Source organism: Vibrio sp. Vb1026 (assembly GCF_033338745.1).
GTDB lineage: Bacteria > Pseudomonadota > Gammaproteobacteria > Enterobacterales > Vibrionaceae > Vibrio > Vibrio alginolyticus.
In genome coordinates this window covers 36,476-50,993 of the sequence record NZ_JAWOTH010000014.1, presented here as the reverse complement: position 1 = coordinate 50,993, position 14,518 = coordinate 36,476, and the positions used below count along the sequence as shown (strand labels likewise).

The window sequence follows — 14,518 nt, the reverse complement described above, 5'->3', positions numbered from 1 at the left end:
AACAGTTTTGCTGAGCTCTTTATTCGTGTTATTCGTTGTGAGCAACTCGCCTCAAGAAAACAAGTCGCGAATGATTAGATCCAGTTTGCGATTTTATCGAACAAACGATTTTTATCCGCCGGTTTTACGATGAAGTCAGACATACCCGAAGACCCAATTTTGTCCAACGTGACAGGTGAACTATCCCCTGTATGCGCAATAATAGGTACCGACGCATAGTTTTTATCCGAGCTTCGAATTCGCCTAGACGCTTCTACACCATCCATAATTGGCATTTCGATATCCATCAGAATGAGATCAACATCTTCTTGCTCTAGTGTATCCAGAGCCTGCTGCCCGTCTTCTTTCTGAATCACTTCAAAGCCTTGCTTTTCAAGTAACATTGCCGTGAATTTACGCAAAGATTCATTATCATCCACGACCATAATTGTGCGCTTATTTGAATTATCTAACGTCACCGAGGCCGTTGGTGTCGATACATAGCTTGAATCATATAAGAGACGCTCAATAGTTGGTTTAGTATTCAATAACCAGGCTTGCGTTTCGATCCAAATAGGTTCATATGCAGCCTTACGTGCTCTCTGAGTCGGATGATGCTCAAAAAGATAAACTATGCGTGCTTCAGTGAAAGACAAGAGAGATTCTAATCTATCCAATTGGTTTGCTCTTGGATCTAAGCTCTCAAGATCGATAAAAATCAGATCGAATTCGAACTCGTACTCTTTCTTTTTGAGTACTTGGTTGGCATCTAAAATCGTCGAGTCAAAGCCCATAAAACGGCTAATATCTGTTACTTTAGACACCAAGATATCTTGGCTAGTCACCGTTAGAATGGTTTTGAGTTTAGTCAGATCGTTTTTGATTTCAGTAACGGTATCAGATGTCGTTAGTGGGAAAGTTAACGTAAATTGAGACCACTCCCCTAACTGAGATTGACACTCAATGTTCCCCCCAAATGAACGCATGACTTTTTTACAAAACGGTAGACCCAAACCATAACTTCCTGATTTGCCAGTGGTGTAAAAGTCTTGAAAGATATTGCGTAGAACATCAGGAGCAATGCCAGCACCATTATCGGTTACAACAATTTGATTAAAGCGTTCTGAACTTATCATGGATACATGTATGTGAAAATCTTCAGATTTACGGTGATGGAAGGCATTCTTGAAGAGGTTATACATAACGTATTTAAGTAATGTATCACTACCTAGAAACTCAAACTCACTTCTCGCATCCAGCGATATGGCAAATCGATCAGTGGCACGTTTATAACTGAAGCTTTCAATTGCCCGTTCAACGACCGAGTGAACTGAATATTTTTTGAAGCTAGAACGAGAAACTCGATTTTCATCAATCGAAGTTAGCAATAAATCGATGGTTTCATTACCCGATTGGATAATGTTCATTGCATCCTGACTCACTTCACGTAATAAGGTGACATCCTCTACACTCATGACGTACTGCTCTTTTCCTGCCTCTTTCATGTTGGGCAAGATCGACTGGATAATATCTATTGAAGTGCAAAGCCCACTCAACGGGTTACGCATTTCATGTGCGATCCCTGCCCCGAATGATTTTGCCAGCGAGACTTTCGCTTCATGTTCAACTTGGTTACGAAAATAGAACAAATTACCGAAGACATAAATAAACAGAAAGATTGGCACATGAGTCCAATCCATGGTCAAGTCAAGATGGAACCCTTTTGCAACCCAAGCGAAGAATGTTGCTAAACCTATCCCAGCAAAGGTTTGAGCAAACATGACCCTAGTAACATGAACCAGTAAAATGTGTAAGAAAATTGCAGACATAAACGACATAACCCATACATTGGACCAGTCATTCATCAGTAACATATAAAAAAAGAAAAACGGTAAGCACAGCGTTATCGTCACTTGGTAGTAAATAGGAACATAATCTCTCCAAGTCGATGATAAGCGGTTTCTAAAAATGATGCCGAAAAACAATAACGAGCAAAACAATCTAAGAGGTAAATTTTCATAAGCCTGTGGAAAGGCAAACTCCCAGACAAAGTAGTACAGCGGAAAGCCAAGAAACCCCATCCAGCCAACGAGAGTTAGGTTTGGTTCTGCATATTGATAAACCTTACGTATCGAGTCCATATAATCTGTTTTGCTTACTCCGCCTGACGCACAATAGTGTGATTTTGATTCACTTTTATCGTTTTATTATTAACTAATTATATATTAATCATCATTTATAAGCAGCGCGAAATGACGTAAACAGCTCGCAATACTTATCTTTAGTTTCAATCTTTTAAGACAGCTACACTTGATTTACAACCAAATAAACAAAGTTGCATATAGTTTAGTGCAATTTTGCGATAATCGCTCTGTATCCAATTGGATGTTAATCTCATTTTGTTCCAGAAACTTAAGTCGCGCCTTTGGCACGGCTTTCCAACGATTTAAAAACAGCACTCACCGCATATACCGCGGTGACAAACAATTGGCTTGGGGTGTGTCATGAATTCTTTCCGGATAAAAAATGTCATTTTTGATGTAGGTAATGTATTGGTACGCTGGTCTCCAGTAGAAATCGTTCGCTTAACATTTGGTGGTTCCGTAGAGTCAGAGAAAATGGCTCAGATGCTATTTTCATCACAAATCTGGAAAGATTTAAATAAAGGGACGATCTCCGAAAGGGAAGCAAAACAGCGTTATCAACGTGAACACCAAGTAACGACGGAAGAAATGGACCGCTTCTTTTATTATGTAAAACACACTCAAATACTACTTTACGGCAGTATAGAGCTGTTAAAACGAGTAAAAAGTGCCGGATATGGCGTATATGCGCTCACAGACAACATCAACGAAATTGTGGAACATCTTCGTACTACCTATGAGTTTTGGCCACTGTTTGATGGAGCAATCATCTCTTCTGAAGTTCAATTACTAAAACCACAAGCGGAGATCTACCAAACTCTACTTTCAAAGTATCAGCTTAACCCCGAAGAGACAGTATTTATTGATGACATGCCTTACAATGTTGAAGGTGCCCGAGCAGTTGGAATGGCTGCTATTCAGTTTGAAAATGCTCAGCAATGTGAGCTCGAACTAAAAGCCATGGGGGTTAACTTCTAGAAAGCTTGTAATAAAACATAACGTTAGGGTGCATAAACAAAAAAGAGCAGTGTTGAGACTGCTCTTATCTAATGTTTTAGAACGCTAGGTTAGGAGTAAATCACGTTTTCCTCAATCCCACTAACTAATGACTGGGCGTTCTTCCAACGGAATACTTTTTCTAACACCTCTTTGCCATCAGGTGCGCGCCAAGTTCGCTCTTGATCCTCTTGTCCACCAATGTGGCGATAGAATTCAATCGCAGAAATGTTTTGCGACACAACTTCTAAATAAAGACCTGTGTCTTTAAAGTACTGCTGTTGCCATTCTGCGACAGCAAGTAATAGCTGCTTACCAATCCCACGACCACGGTAACTGTCATCGACATGCAATGCGTCAATAAAGGTTCCACGCTCGAAATCATGGTTGCCGAACACACAAACAAAGCCAAGTAGCAAACCTCCCTCCTCTGCCAAGACAATGTGCTGATTGAATGGTGGGTTGGTCAAACGGGTTTGCCAAATCAGTAGTTTGTCGTCAATCGCTTCTTTCTCAAGATAGTTATCACTAAGAATGCCACGGTAATGACGCTTCCAGCTATCCGCATGAAGATGCGCAATGCGCTCGTAGTCCTTATATTCCGCTAATCGTAAATCCATTACGTATTCCTATTTTCTTACATTTTTGCTTCTTTATAGAGTCTCGGTATATTCCACCTTTATAACACTTGTTTCTTGGCAGATTTTATACACCTTAAGCCAGAGCTCATTTTTTAATACTACTCATTATTCAATTAAAAGCAAAATATCCCATCAAGTTCCTTAATCTACACCCAAAGGAATCATCACATTTGTCTAACTTTAATTTGACTTACATGTGTACGCTGATATTCTGGCGAACAGTTGTTAGCTCAAAGTTAGGGATACACCTGTGACTCAAAACAAACCACCTGTTATCTGGTTGAATACATTAATATTTTCTGCCAGTTTTGTTCTAACTTTTATTGTAATGCCTTGGTATGCATATCATTTTGGACTGGGTTGGGAACATCTAATTTGGGGAGTGATTGCATTTAGTTTTACTAACCTTTCTATTACAGCAGGCTATCATCGTCTCTGGAGCCACAAAACATACGAAGCTCATCCTATTTTGCGCGCCATTTTTGCGATTGGAGGAGCATTTTCTTTGCAAAATAGTGCATTACATTGGTCTTCTGATCATCGTGTGCATCACAAACATGTCGACAATAACGATAAAGATCCGTACTCAGCCAAGCGGGGGTTTTGGTATTCTCACATTGGGTGGATGTTACGTGATTACAATAAATCAAAGGAAAACGAATATACAAACTGCCGTGATCTAAAGCGCGACAAAATCGTCATGTGGCAGCATAAGTATTATGTTCCACTTGCCCTACTGACTAATATTGGTTTCCCAGTCATGCTCGGACTGATCTACGGTGATATCTGGGGGATGTTATTGGTCGTTGGTGCGGCTCGACTCTTTATGAGTCACCATACGACTTTTTTCATTAACTCCCTCGCACATATTTGGGGTAAGCAAACTTTCACAGACAAAAACACTGCTCGCGATAATGGTGTACTCGCCTTTTTCACATTTGGAGAGGGTTACCATAATTTCCATCATATTTTCGAGAATGACTATCGCAATGGCGTGTATTGGTGGCATTACGACCCAACGAAGTGGTTGATAAAGTCATGTTCTTGGCTAGGACTCACATCTAAGTTGCGCACAACGCCTACATTTAGAATTGAAAAAGCCCGTGCGAGTCAACTTTTGAAGAAAGCAAGAGAAAAGCTAGAATCGAAACCGAACACGCAAACAATCCTCGATCAGCTACAGCACGAGTTTGATACTCTAGTTCATCACATGCAGGAATACTACGAGATGCGCAAAGAAGTACTCGGTGCCAAAACTGCCAGTGTGGTAAAGAAATACGAATGTTCTGTAACAAAAATGAAGTATCAGCAAATTAAAGCAGAGTTCGAACGGCAGCAGCGTAGTTGGAACCTTATGGTTCGTCGATACGCATAGTTTATCCTCATTCTTACGATGACTTAGCTTCGCTTCGGCGAAGCTTTTTTGTTGTGAATAGTGTTTTCCAATAATTGCTTACTGAGTAAAGTCTTTTTCCTATTGTGAATCAATTCACTCTTTATTCATTCACTTTCCTAGTCATATTTTCCTTCCTATAAATAGCTTCAAACCAGCACATAACACTTAGAAAACCAAATTCCAACAATACAATCTAACGAAATTATTTATTAAATTATTATTTGTCTCAGATCATGCAAGCCCCATATTTGTCTCGTGCCACAGCTAAGAATTCTGTAAATTCCTTGTCATAAACTGAAACAGTTTCTTTCTTTTTTACATAACATTCGGAGATCCCTATGTTAGAGCTCTTAATTGGCTTAGTGGTTACCATTGCGGTGGGTTACTTTATTGTCAAAGGCTATAAAGCTGCGGGCGTGTTACTGACAGCTGGTATTGCTTTACTTCTTATGACTGGCGTTTTGGGGCACGACGTGCTGCCGTCAAAAATCACCTCAACTGGTAACATGGTGACAGATGCGCTTGAATACGTGAAATACATGCTTCAATACCGCGGTGGCGGTCTTGGTATGCAAATCATGCTGCTTTGTGGTTTTGCGTCATACATGACTCATATCGGCGCGAACAACGTGGTAGTGAAACAGTTCTCTAAACCGCTTTCTGTCATCAAGTCTCCTTACGTCCTTTTGGTAGCGGCTTACATTGTGGCGTGTTTAATGTCTCTTGCGGTAAGTTCTGCAACAGGCCTTGGCGTACTATTAATGGCGACACTATTCCCAATGATGGTCGCGATGGGCATTTCTCGTCCAGCAGCCGTTGCAGTGTGTGCCTCTCCAGCGGCAATCATCCTTTCTCCTACTTCTGGTGATGTTGTTATCGCAGCAGAAAAGTCTGGTTTAGAGCTTGATGTGTTTGCGGTACAAACTGTGTTGCCTGTTTCTATTTGCGCAATCATCGTCATGGCAGCGGCAGCGTTCTTCTGGAACAAATACTTAGATAAGAAAGAAAATACGCCAATGGAAAAAATTGATGTATCAGAGATCAAAGCTGACGCACCAGCGTTTTATGCAGCTCTTCCATTTCTACCTATCATCGGCGTTTTCCTATTCAACGGTCGTACCATTCCAGGACTTAGTCTAGACATCTACACTATTGTGGTTGGTTCGATTTTCCTTGGATCTCTGATCCATTATGTTGTAAATAAGTTCGATGGTAAGAAATCACTAGAAGATTTAGATTCTTGTTACGCGGGCATGGCTGACGCGTTTAAAGGCGTTGTGATGCTTTTGGTTGCCGCAGGGGTTTTTGCACAAGGTCTGATGTCTATCGGCGCTATCGATAACCTACTTCATCTCGCAGACAATGCTGGTGCAGGCGGCGTTGCTTTAATGCTTATTCTAACTGCATTGACAGTTGCAGCAGCAATTGCAACGGGTTCGGGCAACGCGCCTTTCTATGCGTTCGTGGAGTTAGCACCATCTTTAGCTGCTAAAATGGGATTAAACCCTGCGTTCCTAATTATCCCGATGCTTCAAGCATCAAACCTAGGCCGTACTATCTCACCAGTATCTGGCGTAATCGTTGCGACATCAGGTATGGCAAACATCAGCCCGTTTGAGGTTGTAAAACGCACATCCGTTCCAGTTCTAGCAGGCCTTATCACGGTGATTATTGGTACTATGGTGCTTGTTCCAATGAGTGCCTAACGGTATTGCCACGATCAAACTAAAAGCAATATCCGAACAAAATTACGTTTAATTAAAAACGCCAGCAAATGTGCTGGCGTTTTTTTATTCTAATGTGATGATTTACGCTGACTTAAATCGGTCAGGAATCTTAGTGATGCTCTCTCTGTAGCTAAACCATAAGTAGGTAACGGCAAGCGAAAAGAATAAATATGAAAGTGCGAATACGATTGGAGACGTGATTAATTCCGCGGACATTCCCCACATCACACCGACTACGGTTATCGTCAACTTAGAAAGCATACCGCAAATGAGTAGGAATAAAGCAAGCTGTGGAAAGCGCGAGCTGCGAAATGCGAAGAAATAACAGCTCCATACCGCTAAAGAAGCAATGGATAAGCCCAACATAAATGAATGGATGTGGTCTGCTGATGCGATACCAGCGGATACCGAAGCCATGAGTAATAGGAACAGTTTCATAAGTCACCTCACAACAAATCTAAAAAGCATCCCTTCATAAATGAAAACTCATTTTTCACTATATTTTGCGCCTAAAATCAGCAATTACAAGTTACTTTTTTGCTCACTTAATGAACACAAAAGCTAATCAGCTTCAATTATTACAAAAGGTTAACAATTAAAAATTAAGAAACCCTTTGCATCTGATACTTACGACCGTCAGATGATAAATTCGCCATTTTTGTTACAGATGGTTAACATGGAAACATTTTGAAATTTTTTATTTGAAATGTGAACTGTGCACTCAACAGCGTAAAACCTCTCTGTCTTGACTCATCATTCGTTATTAGCGAACAAAAAATATCACTTTTTTACAACGTTCTTACTACATACAAAACCATGAATTCACATCCACTTTTAATGTTGCAAATTATTTTATCAGTAACCGTAAAAAGAGATTCCAATCACATATTTATTGGTTATAATCCGCGCTCATTGCGTTAAACGTTGAAAAACGCAAACTAATTTTGAGAAAAAACATCTTTAAACCAACCTTCTTTGCGGCATTGCCAATAAGAGGAAAAACTGAGAATAAAAATGAGCAAGATTGATAAAGCTATGCGCATCCTGTTAGCAGGGTTCTGTATCAACCTTTGTCTTGGCATCCTGTATGCTTGGAGTGTATTCAACAAGGCACTGGTAACTGAATCAGGCTGGAGTGCTGCAGAAGCTTCTGCACCTTACGCAACTGCAACCATCACTTTCTCTATCTGTCTTCTTATTGCAGGTATTCTTCAAGACCGCATGGGCCCTCGAATGATCCTTATCCTAGGTACTGTTCTTACAGGTCTGGGCATGATCGCTTCTGGCTTTGTGAACTCTCCACTCATGCTGAACATTACATTCGGCGTGATCACAGGTGCAGGTATCGGTTTTGGTTACGCATGCCTATCACCTTCTGCGATGAAGTGGTTCCACGCTTCGAAGAAAGGTATGGTTAACGGCATTATTGCGGCAGGTTTTGGTCTAGCGGCTATTTACCTTGCGCCAGTAACTTCTGCGCTAATAGACAGCATGGGCATTCAAACTAGCTTTATGGTTCTTGGTGTTGGTATCCTAGCGATTGCAGTTCCTCTTGCAGCAACCATCAACAACCCACCAGCAGACTACACACCTGCGGAGCCTAAAGTAAAAGAAGGCCAAGCACCTAAAGCGGTGAAAAAGTCAGATGACTTAACTTGGAAAGCAATGTTGAAAACGCCACAGTTCTACTCTCTATGGATCATGTACGCGTTTGCAGCTTCTGTTGGTCTAATGATCATTGGTAACATCACGACAATCGCAAGCGTTCAAGCAAACTTGCCAAACGCGGTTTACCTAGCGTCTATTCTTGCTGTATTTAACTCTGGCGGTCGTGTTGCCGCGGGTATGCTTGCAGATAAAATCGGCGGTGTTCGTACGCTTCTACTCGCGTTCGTTCTACAAGGCGTAAACATGGTGCTGTTCGCGACGTTCGACTCTGAGTTTACACTGATCATCGGTACAGCAATCGCAGCGGTAGGTTACGGCACACTTCTAGCGGTATTCCCTACTCTAACGGCTGAGTTCTACGGTCTGAAAAACTACGGCACTAACTACGGCGTGCTTTACACAGCATGGGGTATCGGTGGTGCAATCGGCGCAGCGGTTGTTGGTTTCTCGATGACAAATGGCGACGGCTACACCTTGGCTTACACAATTTCTTCAGCAATGATGGCAGTATGTATCGTACTAGCGTTCATCACTAAGCCATTGTCTGAAGCGAAAGTAGCACAGCTAAAAAACGCATAATTGCGAATTGATTTGATAGCGAAAAGGCTTAACCTATGGGTTAAGCCTTTTTTGTTATCGGTCGTTTATGGAAAGCCCTATCGAACTTGCACCAGACTACTATCTAGAGAACTTCTTCAAGCTGACTCATCACGCAATAACTTGGTACAGCGATTTACTGACCAAGGAAGAACACGCATGGCTTTGCTCGTTTGATTCTTTGAGCAAACACGCCCAGTGCCTTTTGGTGCGTTTATACAGCCGAAAGGGATGTTGGTTTCGAAGTGATAAGCTGAGTTATCAAGAAATACCTTCTATCAATGAAGCACTGGCAGAATTGAGTCAGCATGAGTTTGTAGCCCTTTCCCCACCCCTTTCTCATCAAGAGTTAGCGGCTAATTTACTGACCAAACCAGAAATCTCCGCGCTTTATCCCGAACTGCCGAAATCACTCAAGAAAGACGCCCTTGTCGAACATTTGAGTAATACGGAATTTGATCGTATAGAGCGGCTTGAGTTTACGATCGTCAAACTCAATTCTGCTCATATGATCGACGTGTTACTCACTCTGTTTTTTGCCAACACCCATCAAGACTTAAGTCAGTTTGTGCTTGATGACTTAGGTTTGCATCAGTTCGAGCAATATCAATTGAGTAAAGTGCGCCGTTTCTTTGATTCACGTGAGCAAATAGACCGCTTAATTGAACTGAGCCAGTTGGCCAACCTGTACTGGCAATTTGACCGAAAAGACAAAGCCAATCTCGACTTATTAATTGAGGCAATGCCTCAGCCCGTTAAACACCGTTACGTAGATCGTAAACGCGAGCACATGTTGAATGACATAGCACGTGATTACGAACGGCTTAATGATCTAGAGACCGCCCTATCTCTATTTGGCCAAACTCAACTCACACCGAGCCGAGAACGACGCGCACGTATCTATGACAAATTAAACCATGATGATTTATTTTGTGACATTGTCACAGATATGCTTAACTCACCGATCGATGTGTCTGAGCTCGAAGTTGCACAAAAACTTGAGCAACGGTTAAAACGAAAACAAGGCGAGAAAGTGCCAAGAGTGACGAAGCCAACCTGTACGGAATACTGCCTTGAACTGGATTTATCTCAACAGAGAGTCGAACTCGCCAGCAAAGCGTATTTTGAGTCCTTAGGCTGGACTGTATTTTACGCCGAAAATGCACTGCTTAATGCATTACTTGGTCTCACTTTTTGGGATGCGATTTTTGCTCCTATTGAAGGGGCATTCATTAACGCTTATCAACACCGTCCTTTAGATTTATATCACTCGGATTTTGTTACCAAGCGCCAAGCTTTGATAGACACCGCTTTTGCCGAACTAGAAGCGGGCAACACCCAGATGTTATTGACAAAATACGATGAGAAGTTTGGCATCAGTAATCCATTTGTACATTGGAATTTAATAAGTAAAGAGCTACTCGAAACAGCACTCAACACTATCCCAACCAATATGCTGATGGCGCTGTTCAAAATACAATTGAGCGACCTTAAGCTTTACCGTAATGGGATGCCGGATCTCATTGCTTTTAAAGAAAACGAGTTCGAGTGGATTGAAGTGAAAGGCCCTGGCGATAAACTCCAGGATAACCAATGGCGTTGGATCAAAGAGTTTACTCGCCTTAATGTCCCGTTTGCGGTGTGTTACGTCGCAGCAACTTAACTTACTCTATATAAAGAGCTTGGTGTTTGTTCACTCAAACCGCCCCTCGGTTATCGCCCCTTGCTCTTTTTTCTAAACATTTTTTCGTTTCTTCACGATCGCTTCACGATCGCTTCACGCTTCTTCACACAAAATGCGCTTCTACTCACTAAGTTGATTTGAAGAGGCAAAATAAAATGAACAAAACACTTCTTGCGTTACTTGTTACCTGCTCAGTTTCGGTATCTGCGGCTCCTTATGTAGGTCTGGAATATGGACTAGGCACCACTGACCATGATTTGGAACCTCACTTTTCAACTGACAACGTAACACTCAACCCTGAGCTTGAAGACGGTATTTTCTCAGGCTTTGTCGGTTACGCATTTAATGACAACTGGGCATTGGAACTAGGTTACAGCTAGTTTGACCTTGATGATAGTCGTTCAAAAAACCTAGGTATCAAGTCAATCGATGGCAAAGATTACCATCATGAAATGGATTGGGATGCGTCAATCAAAGCCAAGCAAGTGTCGTTGGCTCCTGTGTTTAACTATGCATTAAATGATAAATGGACAACAAAATTCAAAGCGGGTCTAACTTACACGGAATACAACGCCAAGGTTTCTAAACATCAAGAATACGAACTTGTCACGAACGACGATGTGGAAATGACCAACACGCTTTTCCATAGCGCGGAGAAAAACAACGAGCTAGGCGCAATGTTCTCAGTGGGTGCGGAACACAGAATTTTCCCGCAGCTCACCATAGGTGTAAACGCAAAATATCAACTAGACCGATACGCGAACACTGCATCCTTTAACGTAGGCACAACTTATTACTTCTAATATCAGGAGAGGATAATGAAAAGAGTATTGTTAACATCCATGCTTGCCCTACTTTCAAGCTCGGCTTTCGCCGCATTTAATGGCCCAGAAGTCAGTGCAATCAATACGGTGAAAGAGGCGCGCAACGCAACCGACGACAGCGCTGTAGTGCTAACCGGGCATATTGTTCAATCATTTGGTAACGAGACTTACTTGTTCAAAGACAACACTGGTGAAATCGAAGTAGAGATCGACAACGAAGATTGGATGGGTCAAGAAGTGACACCAAAAGATACCGTAATGATTCGAGGAGAGGTTGACTCAGATTGGACAACTACGCAGATAGACGTTGAGACCATTCAAAAACGTTAAGAAGTTGACGATACCTCAACACAAGCAACACAGCCACATTTTAGTGGCTGTGTTAAGCAATAATCATGGAGAACGCTCGTTTAGCTAGTCAAGCAAGGACAATCTTGCGGTACGACTAATCGTATACTCTTAGGCTGAACATCAAATCTAATGGTTCTCGAATGATAGGGTTCTCCATCTAAATTAAGAGGTAATGGATTCGGGAAGTCTATCTCCAACCAGCTTGCTCTTGTGTACTTCACAAACTCTCCTTTCTCACTCGGGTTATTGATCTCGTCGATTACTTTAGGCAGCTCATGAGGTAAAAATGGGCGCACCAATGTTAGATCCATCAGCCCATCATTAATCATCGCTTTTGGAGCTAACTCTTGCCCACCTCCAGCAAGGCGCCCATTACAAAACGCACCGAGCAACATTTCTCCCTGATACGCACCACCTTCAATCGTTATTGTTCCGTCATATGGTTTAAAGCCAAGTGCTTTTACAACACCAGTTAGCGTGTAAGCTCCACCGCCAAGAAAGTTTTTGAGTTCAACAGGCGTTTCTGCTGTAACTTCTGCGCCAAACCCTGCTGTTGCCACGTTAATAAAGCAGCGATCGTTCGCTTTGACGCAATCGACCAAAGCGGACTGCCCCTCAACAGCAAGAGATAAAGACGCCTTAATGGAATTAGGTACTTGAATAGCGGTAGCAAAGTCATTGGCGGTACCAAGGGGAATAATGGCTAACTCAGGGCGTTTTTCTTCGTCAATTTGAATAACCGCAGAAGCCGCCTCATTGACGGTTCCATCGCCTCCAGCGACAACAATACGTTCAATGCCTTCATCAACCGCTTCTTTCACTAGCCGCGGCATGTCTTGAGATTCCCACGTCACACGCACCTGTACGTCGATGCCTTTTTCTCTCATTTTCATGATTGCATCTCTTAACTCTGGATTCCCAGCTTTTTTTCCGTTAAGGATGGCACGTATTGTCTTTTTCATTGCACTTCCTATTGGTTGATGACTTTTCCTGCTTGCTTAATCTGTGAACGCAACCATTGATGGGCGCTGTCGTTTGTGCGACTAGGATGCCAGATTGTGCAAAGCTCATACATTTGTTCATCAAATGGCATTGATAAAGATTTAACATGATAGGTGTTATTGAACAAGTTGATCATCGACTCTGGCATTAAACCAATGTATTCACTACCACAAATAATTGGGAGCATTTCTAGTACGCCTGAGGCTCGATACTTAATCTTTCTCTTATCCAAGTCGACAATGTCATCGGCGTTTAACAAGCTCTTACGACTCTGCCACTGCGAAACCACTACGTGTTCTTCTTCAAAAAATTGTTCAGCCGTAATCTCATCATTCAGGCGTGGATGCGCTTCGCTACATACCACCACCAAACGCTCCGTAAGTACAGTTTCCAGTTTTAACACCGTTCTTGCTCTTGGTGTGATATCAATGATCAAATCGTAGCGTTGTAACCGCAGATCACTTTCAAAGTCTTCCGTAAAAAGCGGATGTACTTCTAATGCAACATTTGGCGCCGACACACGGATTTGTTTCATGACTTGAGGTAGCAACTCAAAGCTTGCAACGGACACACAGGCAATAGAAAACACTCTATTCGACACTTTAGGGTCAAACTCTCTAGAGGCTGATAATGTCGAAGTGAAATTTTGTACTGAAGCAAGAAGAGCAGGATAAATATCCATCGCGAACGAGGTTGGTTCGACACCTTTAACGCAACGATGAAACAATGGATCATCGTAGATATCACGTAGCCTTGATAGAGCTTTACTCACCGCAGGTTGGGTGATGTTTAAACGCGCCGCCGCCCGAGACAAGTTACGCTCTTCATAGATGGCAGTGAAAATAGGAATAAGATTAAGGTCAGTCGGTTTCATGCTATTAAATTTTCGAAAGTCATTTTCTCTATCTTATCTCTAACAACATGATTTTTCGCGTAACAACGTATAAAAAATGAGCGGGATGGCTTATTTTAATGAGTTTTAACTCAATTTTGACGCACTTCATTCACCACATAAACTGGCATCACTGTGCAACATAAAGCTTGGATTAGGCTTTGCCTAAGTAAGGGGTAAGAAACTCGCAGACTTCCTCTCCACATAAACCCGTTTCTACCTCTATACCTGCTTGTTTTAGAATCTCGATACCTCGACCACTGTTGCGTGGGTCGGGGTCCAATATGGCTACGACGACTTTGCTTATGCCGGATTTGACTAATGTCACCGCGCAAGCTGGCGTGCGACCAACAAACGAACACGGTTCCAGCGTAACGTATGCCGTCACCGATTCTAACGAGCCTTGATACGCATTCAGCGCTTCCACTTCCGCGTGATTGCCACCAATCGCTTGAGTATGACCTTCAGAAACGATTTGATTGTCTTTCACTAACACGCAGCCAACCGGCGGGTTGGGTTGACATTCAGGAAGCGCATTTTGGGACACTTCCAATGCGCGGCGCATAAACTCTTGGCTCATTTGAACTCTATTCTCTAATAAAAACGAGGCGCTATAT

Annotated in this window: 12 protein-coding genes and 1 pseudogene; 7 read left to right on the top strand and 6 right to left on the bottom strand. The window is 42.2% G+C overall.

Annotation, left to right across the window (positions count from 1 at the left end; all coding sequences use genetic code 11):
• Positions 1–74: 74 nt before the first annotated feature.
• Positions 75–2,120, bottom strand: a complete 2,046-nt coding sequence (locus R7E47_RS18195; protein ID WP_258664873.1) for a response regulator — start codon at positions 2,118–2,120, stop codon at positions 75–77.
• Between the two features lie 363 nt (positions 2,121–2,483).
• Between R7E47_RS18195 and R7E47_RS18190 the strand changes: the two genes are divergently transcribed.
• Positions 2,484–3,101, top strand: coding sequence for an HAD family hydrolase (locus R7E47_RS18190; protein ID WP_054701759.1), 618 nt, complete (start codon positions 2,484–2,486; stop codon positions 3,099–3,101).
• An 89-nt stretch (positions 3,102–3,190) separates the two neighbouring features.
• Here R7E47_RS18190 and R7E47_RS18185 read toward each other — a convergent pair whose 3' ends face one another.
• Positions 3,191–3,739: a GNAT family N-acetyltransferase gene (locus R7E47_RS18185; RefSeq protein WP_005376525.1), complete on the bottom strand. Its 549-nt coding sequence runs from the start codon at positions 3,737–3,739 to the stop codon at positions 3,191–3,193.
• 271 nt (positions 3,740–4,010) lie between these two features.
• On the opposite strand from R7E47_RS18185, the gene R7E47_RS18180 reads away from it, so the two are divergent.
• Complete coding sequence (locus R7E47_RS18180) at positions 4,011–5,135, top strand: acyl-CoA desaturase (protein ID WP_017821552.1); 1,125 nt, start codon at positions 4,011–4,013, stop codon at positions 5,133–5,135.
• A 359-nt stretch (positions 5,136–5,494) separates the two neighbouring features.
• Positions 5,495–6,862, top strand: a complete 1,368-nt coding sequence (gene dcuC, locus R7E47_RS18175; protein WP_203345392.1) for an anaerobic C4-dicarboxylate transporter DcuC — start codon at positions 5,495–5,497, stop codon at positions 6,860–6,862.
• 102 nt (positions 6,863–6,964) lie between these two features.
• Here dcuC and R7E47_RS18170 read toward each other — a convergent pair whose 3' ends face one another.
• A complete protein-coding gene (locus tag R7E47_RS18170) occupies positions 6,965–7,321 on the bottom strand; it encodes an NADH:ubiquinone oxidoreductase (protein WP_318084873.1) in 357 nt (118 codons plus the stop codon).
• A 576-nt stretch (positions 7,322–7,897) separates the two neighbouring features.
• Here R7E47_RS18170 and R7E47_RS18165 point away from each other — a divergent pair.
• The 4 genes and pseudogenes from R7E47_RS18165 to R7E47_RS18150 all read left to right on the top strand — a co-directional run bounded on the left by R7E47_RS18165 (position 7,898) and on the right by R7E47_RS18150 (position 11,986).
• A complete protein-coding gene (locus tag R7E47_RS18165; RefSeq protein ID WP_005388232.1) occupies positions 7,898–9,130 on the top strand; it encodes an OFA family MFS transporter in 1,233 nt (410 codons plus the stop codon).
• Between the two features lie 67 nt (positions 9,131–9,197).
• Positions 9,198–10,811 carry a VRR-NUC domain-containing protein gene (locus R7E47_RS18160; protein WP_262653583.1) on the top strand — a complete coding sequence of 538 codons (1,614 nt, stop codon included), beginning with the start codon at positions 9,198–9,200 and terminating at the stop codon, positions 10,809–10,811.
• A gap of 176 nt (positions 10,812–10,987) precedes the next feature.
• Positions 10,988–11,635: pseudogene (locus R7E47_RS18155) on the top strand (AcfA family outer membrane beta-barrel protein).
• Between the two features lie 15 nt (positions 11,636–11,650).
• Entirely contained in the window at positions 11,651–11,986 is a 336-nt protein-coding gene (locus tag R7E47_RS18150) for a YgiW/YdeI family stress tolerance OB fold protein (RefSeq protein WP_017635355.1), read from the top strand.
• Positions 11,987–12,066: 80 nt separating this feature from the next.
• Here the strand turns inward: R7E47_RS18150 and yegS are convergent, their stop codons facing one another.
• The 3 genes from yegS to R7E47_RS18135 all read right to left on the bottom strand — a co-directional run bounded on the left by yegS (position 12,067) and on the right by R7E47_RS18135 (position 14,481).
• The gene (yegS, locus tag R7E47_RS18145; RefSeq protein ID WP_053303508.1) at positions 12,067–12,969 is read right to left on the bottom strand and encodes a lipid kinase YegS; all 903 of its coding nucleotides are present in this window, start codon (positions 12,967–12,969) and stop codon (positions 12,067–12,069) included.
• A gap of 8 nt (positions 12,970–12,977) precedes the next feature.
• Positions 12,978–13,883, bottom strand: coding sequence for a LysR family transcriptional regulator (locus R7E47_RS18140; protein ID WP_213966176.1), 906 nt, complete (start codon positions 13,881–13,883; stop codon positions 12,978–12,980).
• Positions 13,884–14,055: 172 nt separating this feature from the next.
• Entirely contained in the window at positions 14,056–14,481 is a 426-nt protein-coding gene (locus R7E47_RS18135) for a bifunctional diaminohydroxyphosphoribosylaminopyrimidine deaminase/5-amino-6-(5-phosphoribosylamino)uracil reductase RibD (protein ID WP_262606053.1), read from the bottom strand.
• Positions 14,482–14,518 lie beyond the last annotated feature (37 nt).

Bases quoted from the DNA above. Each gene is read 5' to 3' on its own strand.
- R7E47_RS18195 (WP_258664873.1), bottom strand. From the start codon at position 2,120: ATGGACTCGATACGTAAGGTTTATCAATATGCAGAACCAAACCTAACT.
- R7E47_RS18190 (WP_054701759.1), top strand. From the start codon at position 2,484: ATGAATTCTTTCCGGATAAAAAATGTCATTTTTGATGTAGGTAATGTA.
- R7E47_RS18185 (WP_005376525.1), bottom strand. From the start codon at position 3,739: ATGGATTTACGATTAGCGGAATATAAGGACTACGAGCGCATTGCGCAT.
- dcuC (WP_203345392.1), top strand. From the start codon at position 5,495: ATGTTAGAGCTCTTAATTGGCTTAGTGGTTACCATTGCGGTGGGTTAC.
- R7E47_RS18170 (WP_318084873.1), bottom strand. From the start codon at position 7,321: ATGAAACTGTTCCTATTACTCATGGCTTCGGTATCCGCTGGTATCGCA.
- R7E47_RS18165 (WP_005388232.1), top strand. From the start codon at position 7,898: ATGAGCAAGATTGATAAAGCTATGCGCATCCTGTTAGCAGGGTTCTGT.
- R7E47_RS18160 (WP_262653583.1), top strand. From the start codon at position 9,198: ATGGAAAGCCCTATCGAACTTGCACCAGACTACTATCTAGAGAACTTC.
- R7E47_RS18150 (WP_017635355.1), top strand. From the start codon at position 11,651: ATGAAAAGAGTATTGTTAACATCCATGCTTGCCCTACTTTCAAGCTCG.
- yegS (WP_053303508.1), bottom strand. From the start codon at position 12,969: ATGAAAAAGACAATACGTGCCATCCTTAACGGAAAAAAAGCTGGGAAT.
- R7E47_RS18140 (WP_213966176.1), bottom strand. From the start codon at position 13,883: ATGAAACCGACTGACCTTAATCTTATTCCTATTTTCACTGCCATCTAT.
- R7E47_RS18135 (WP_262606053.1), bottom strand. From the start codon at position 14,481: ATGAGCCAAGAGTTTATGCGCCGCGCATTGGAAGTGTCCCAAAATGCG.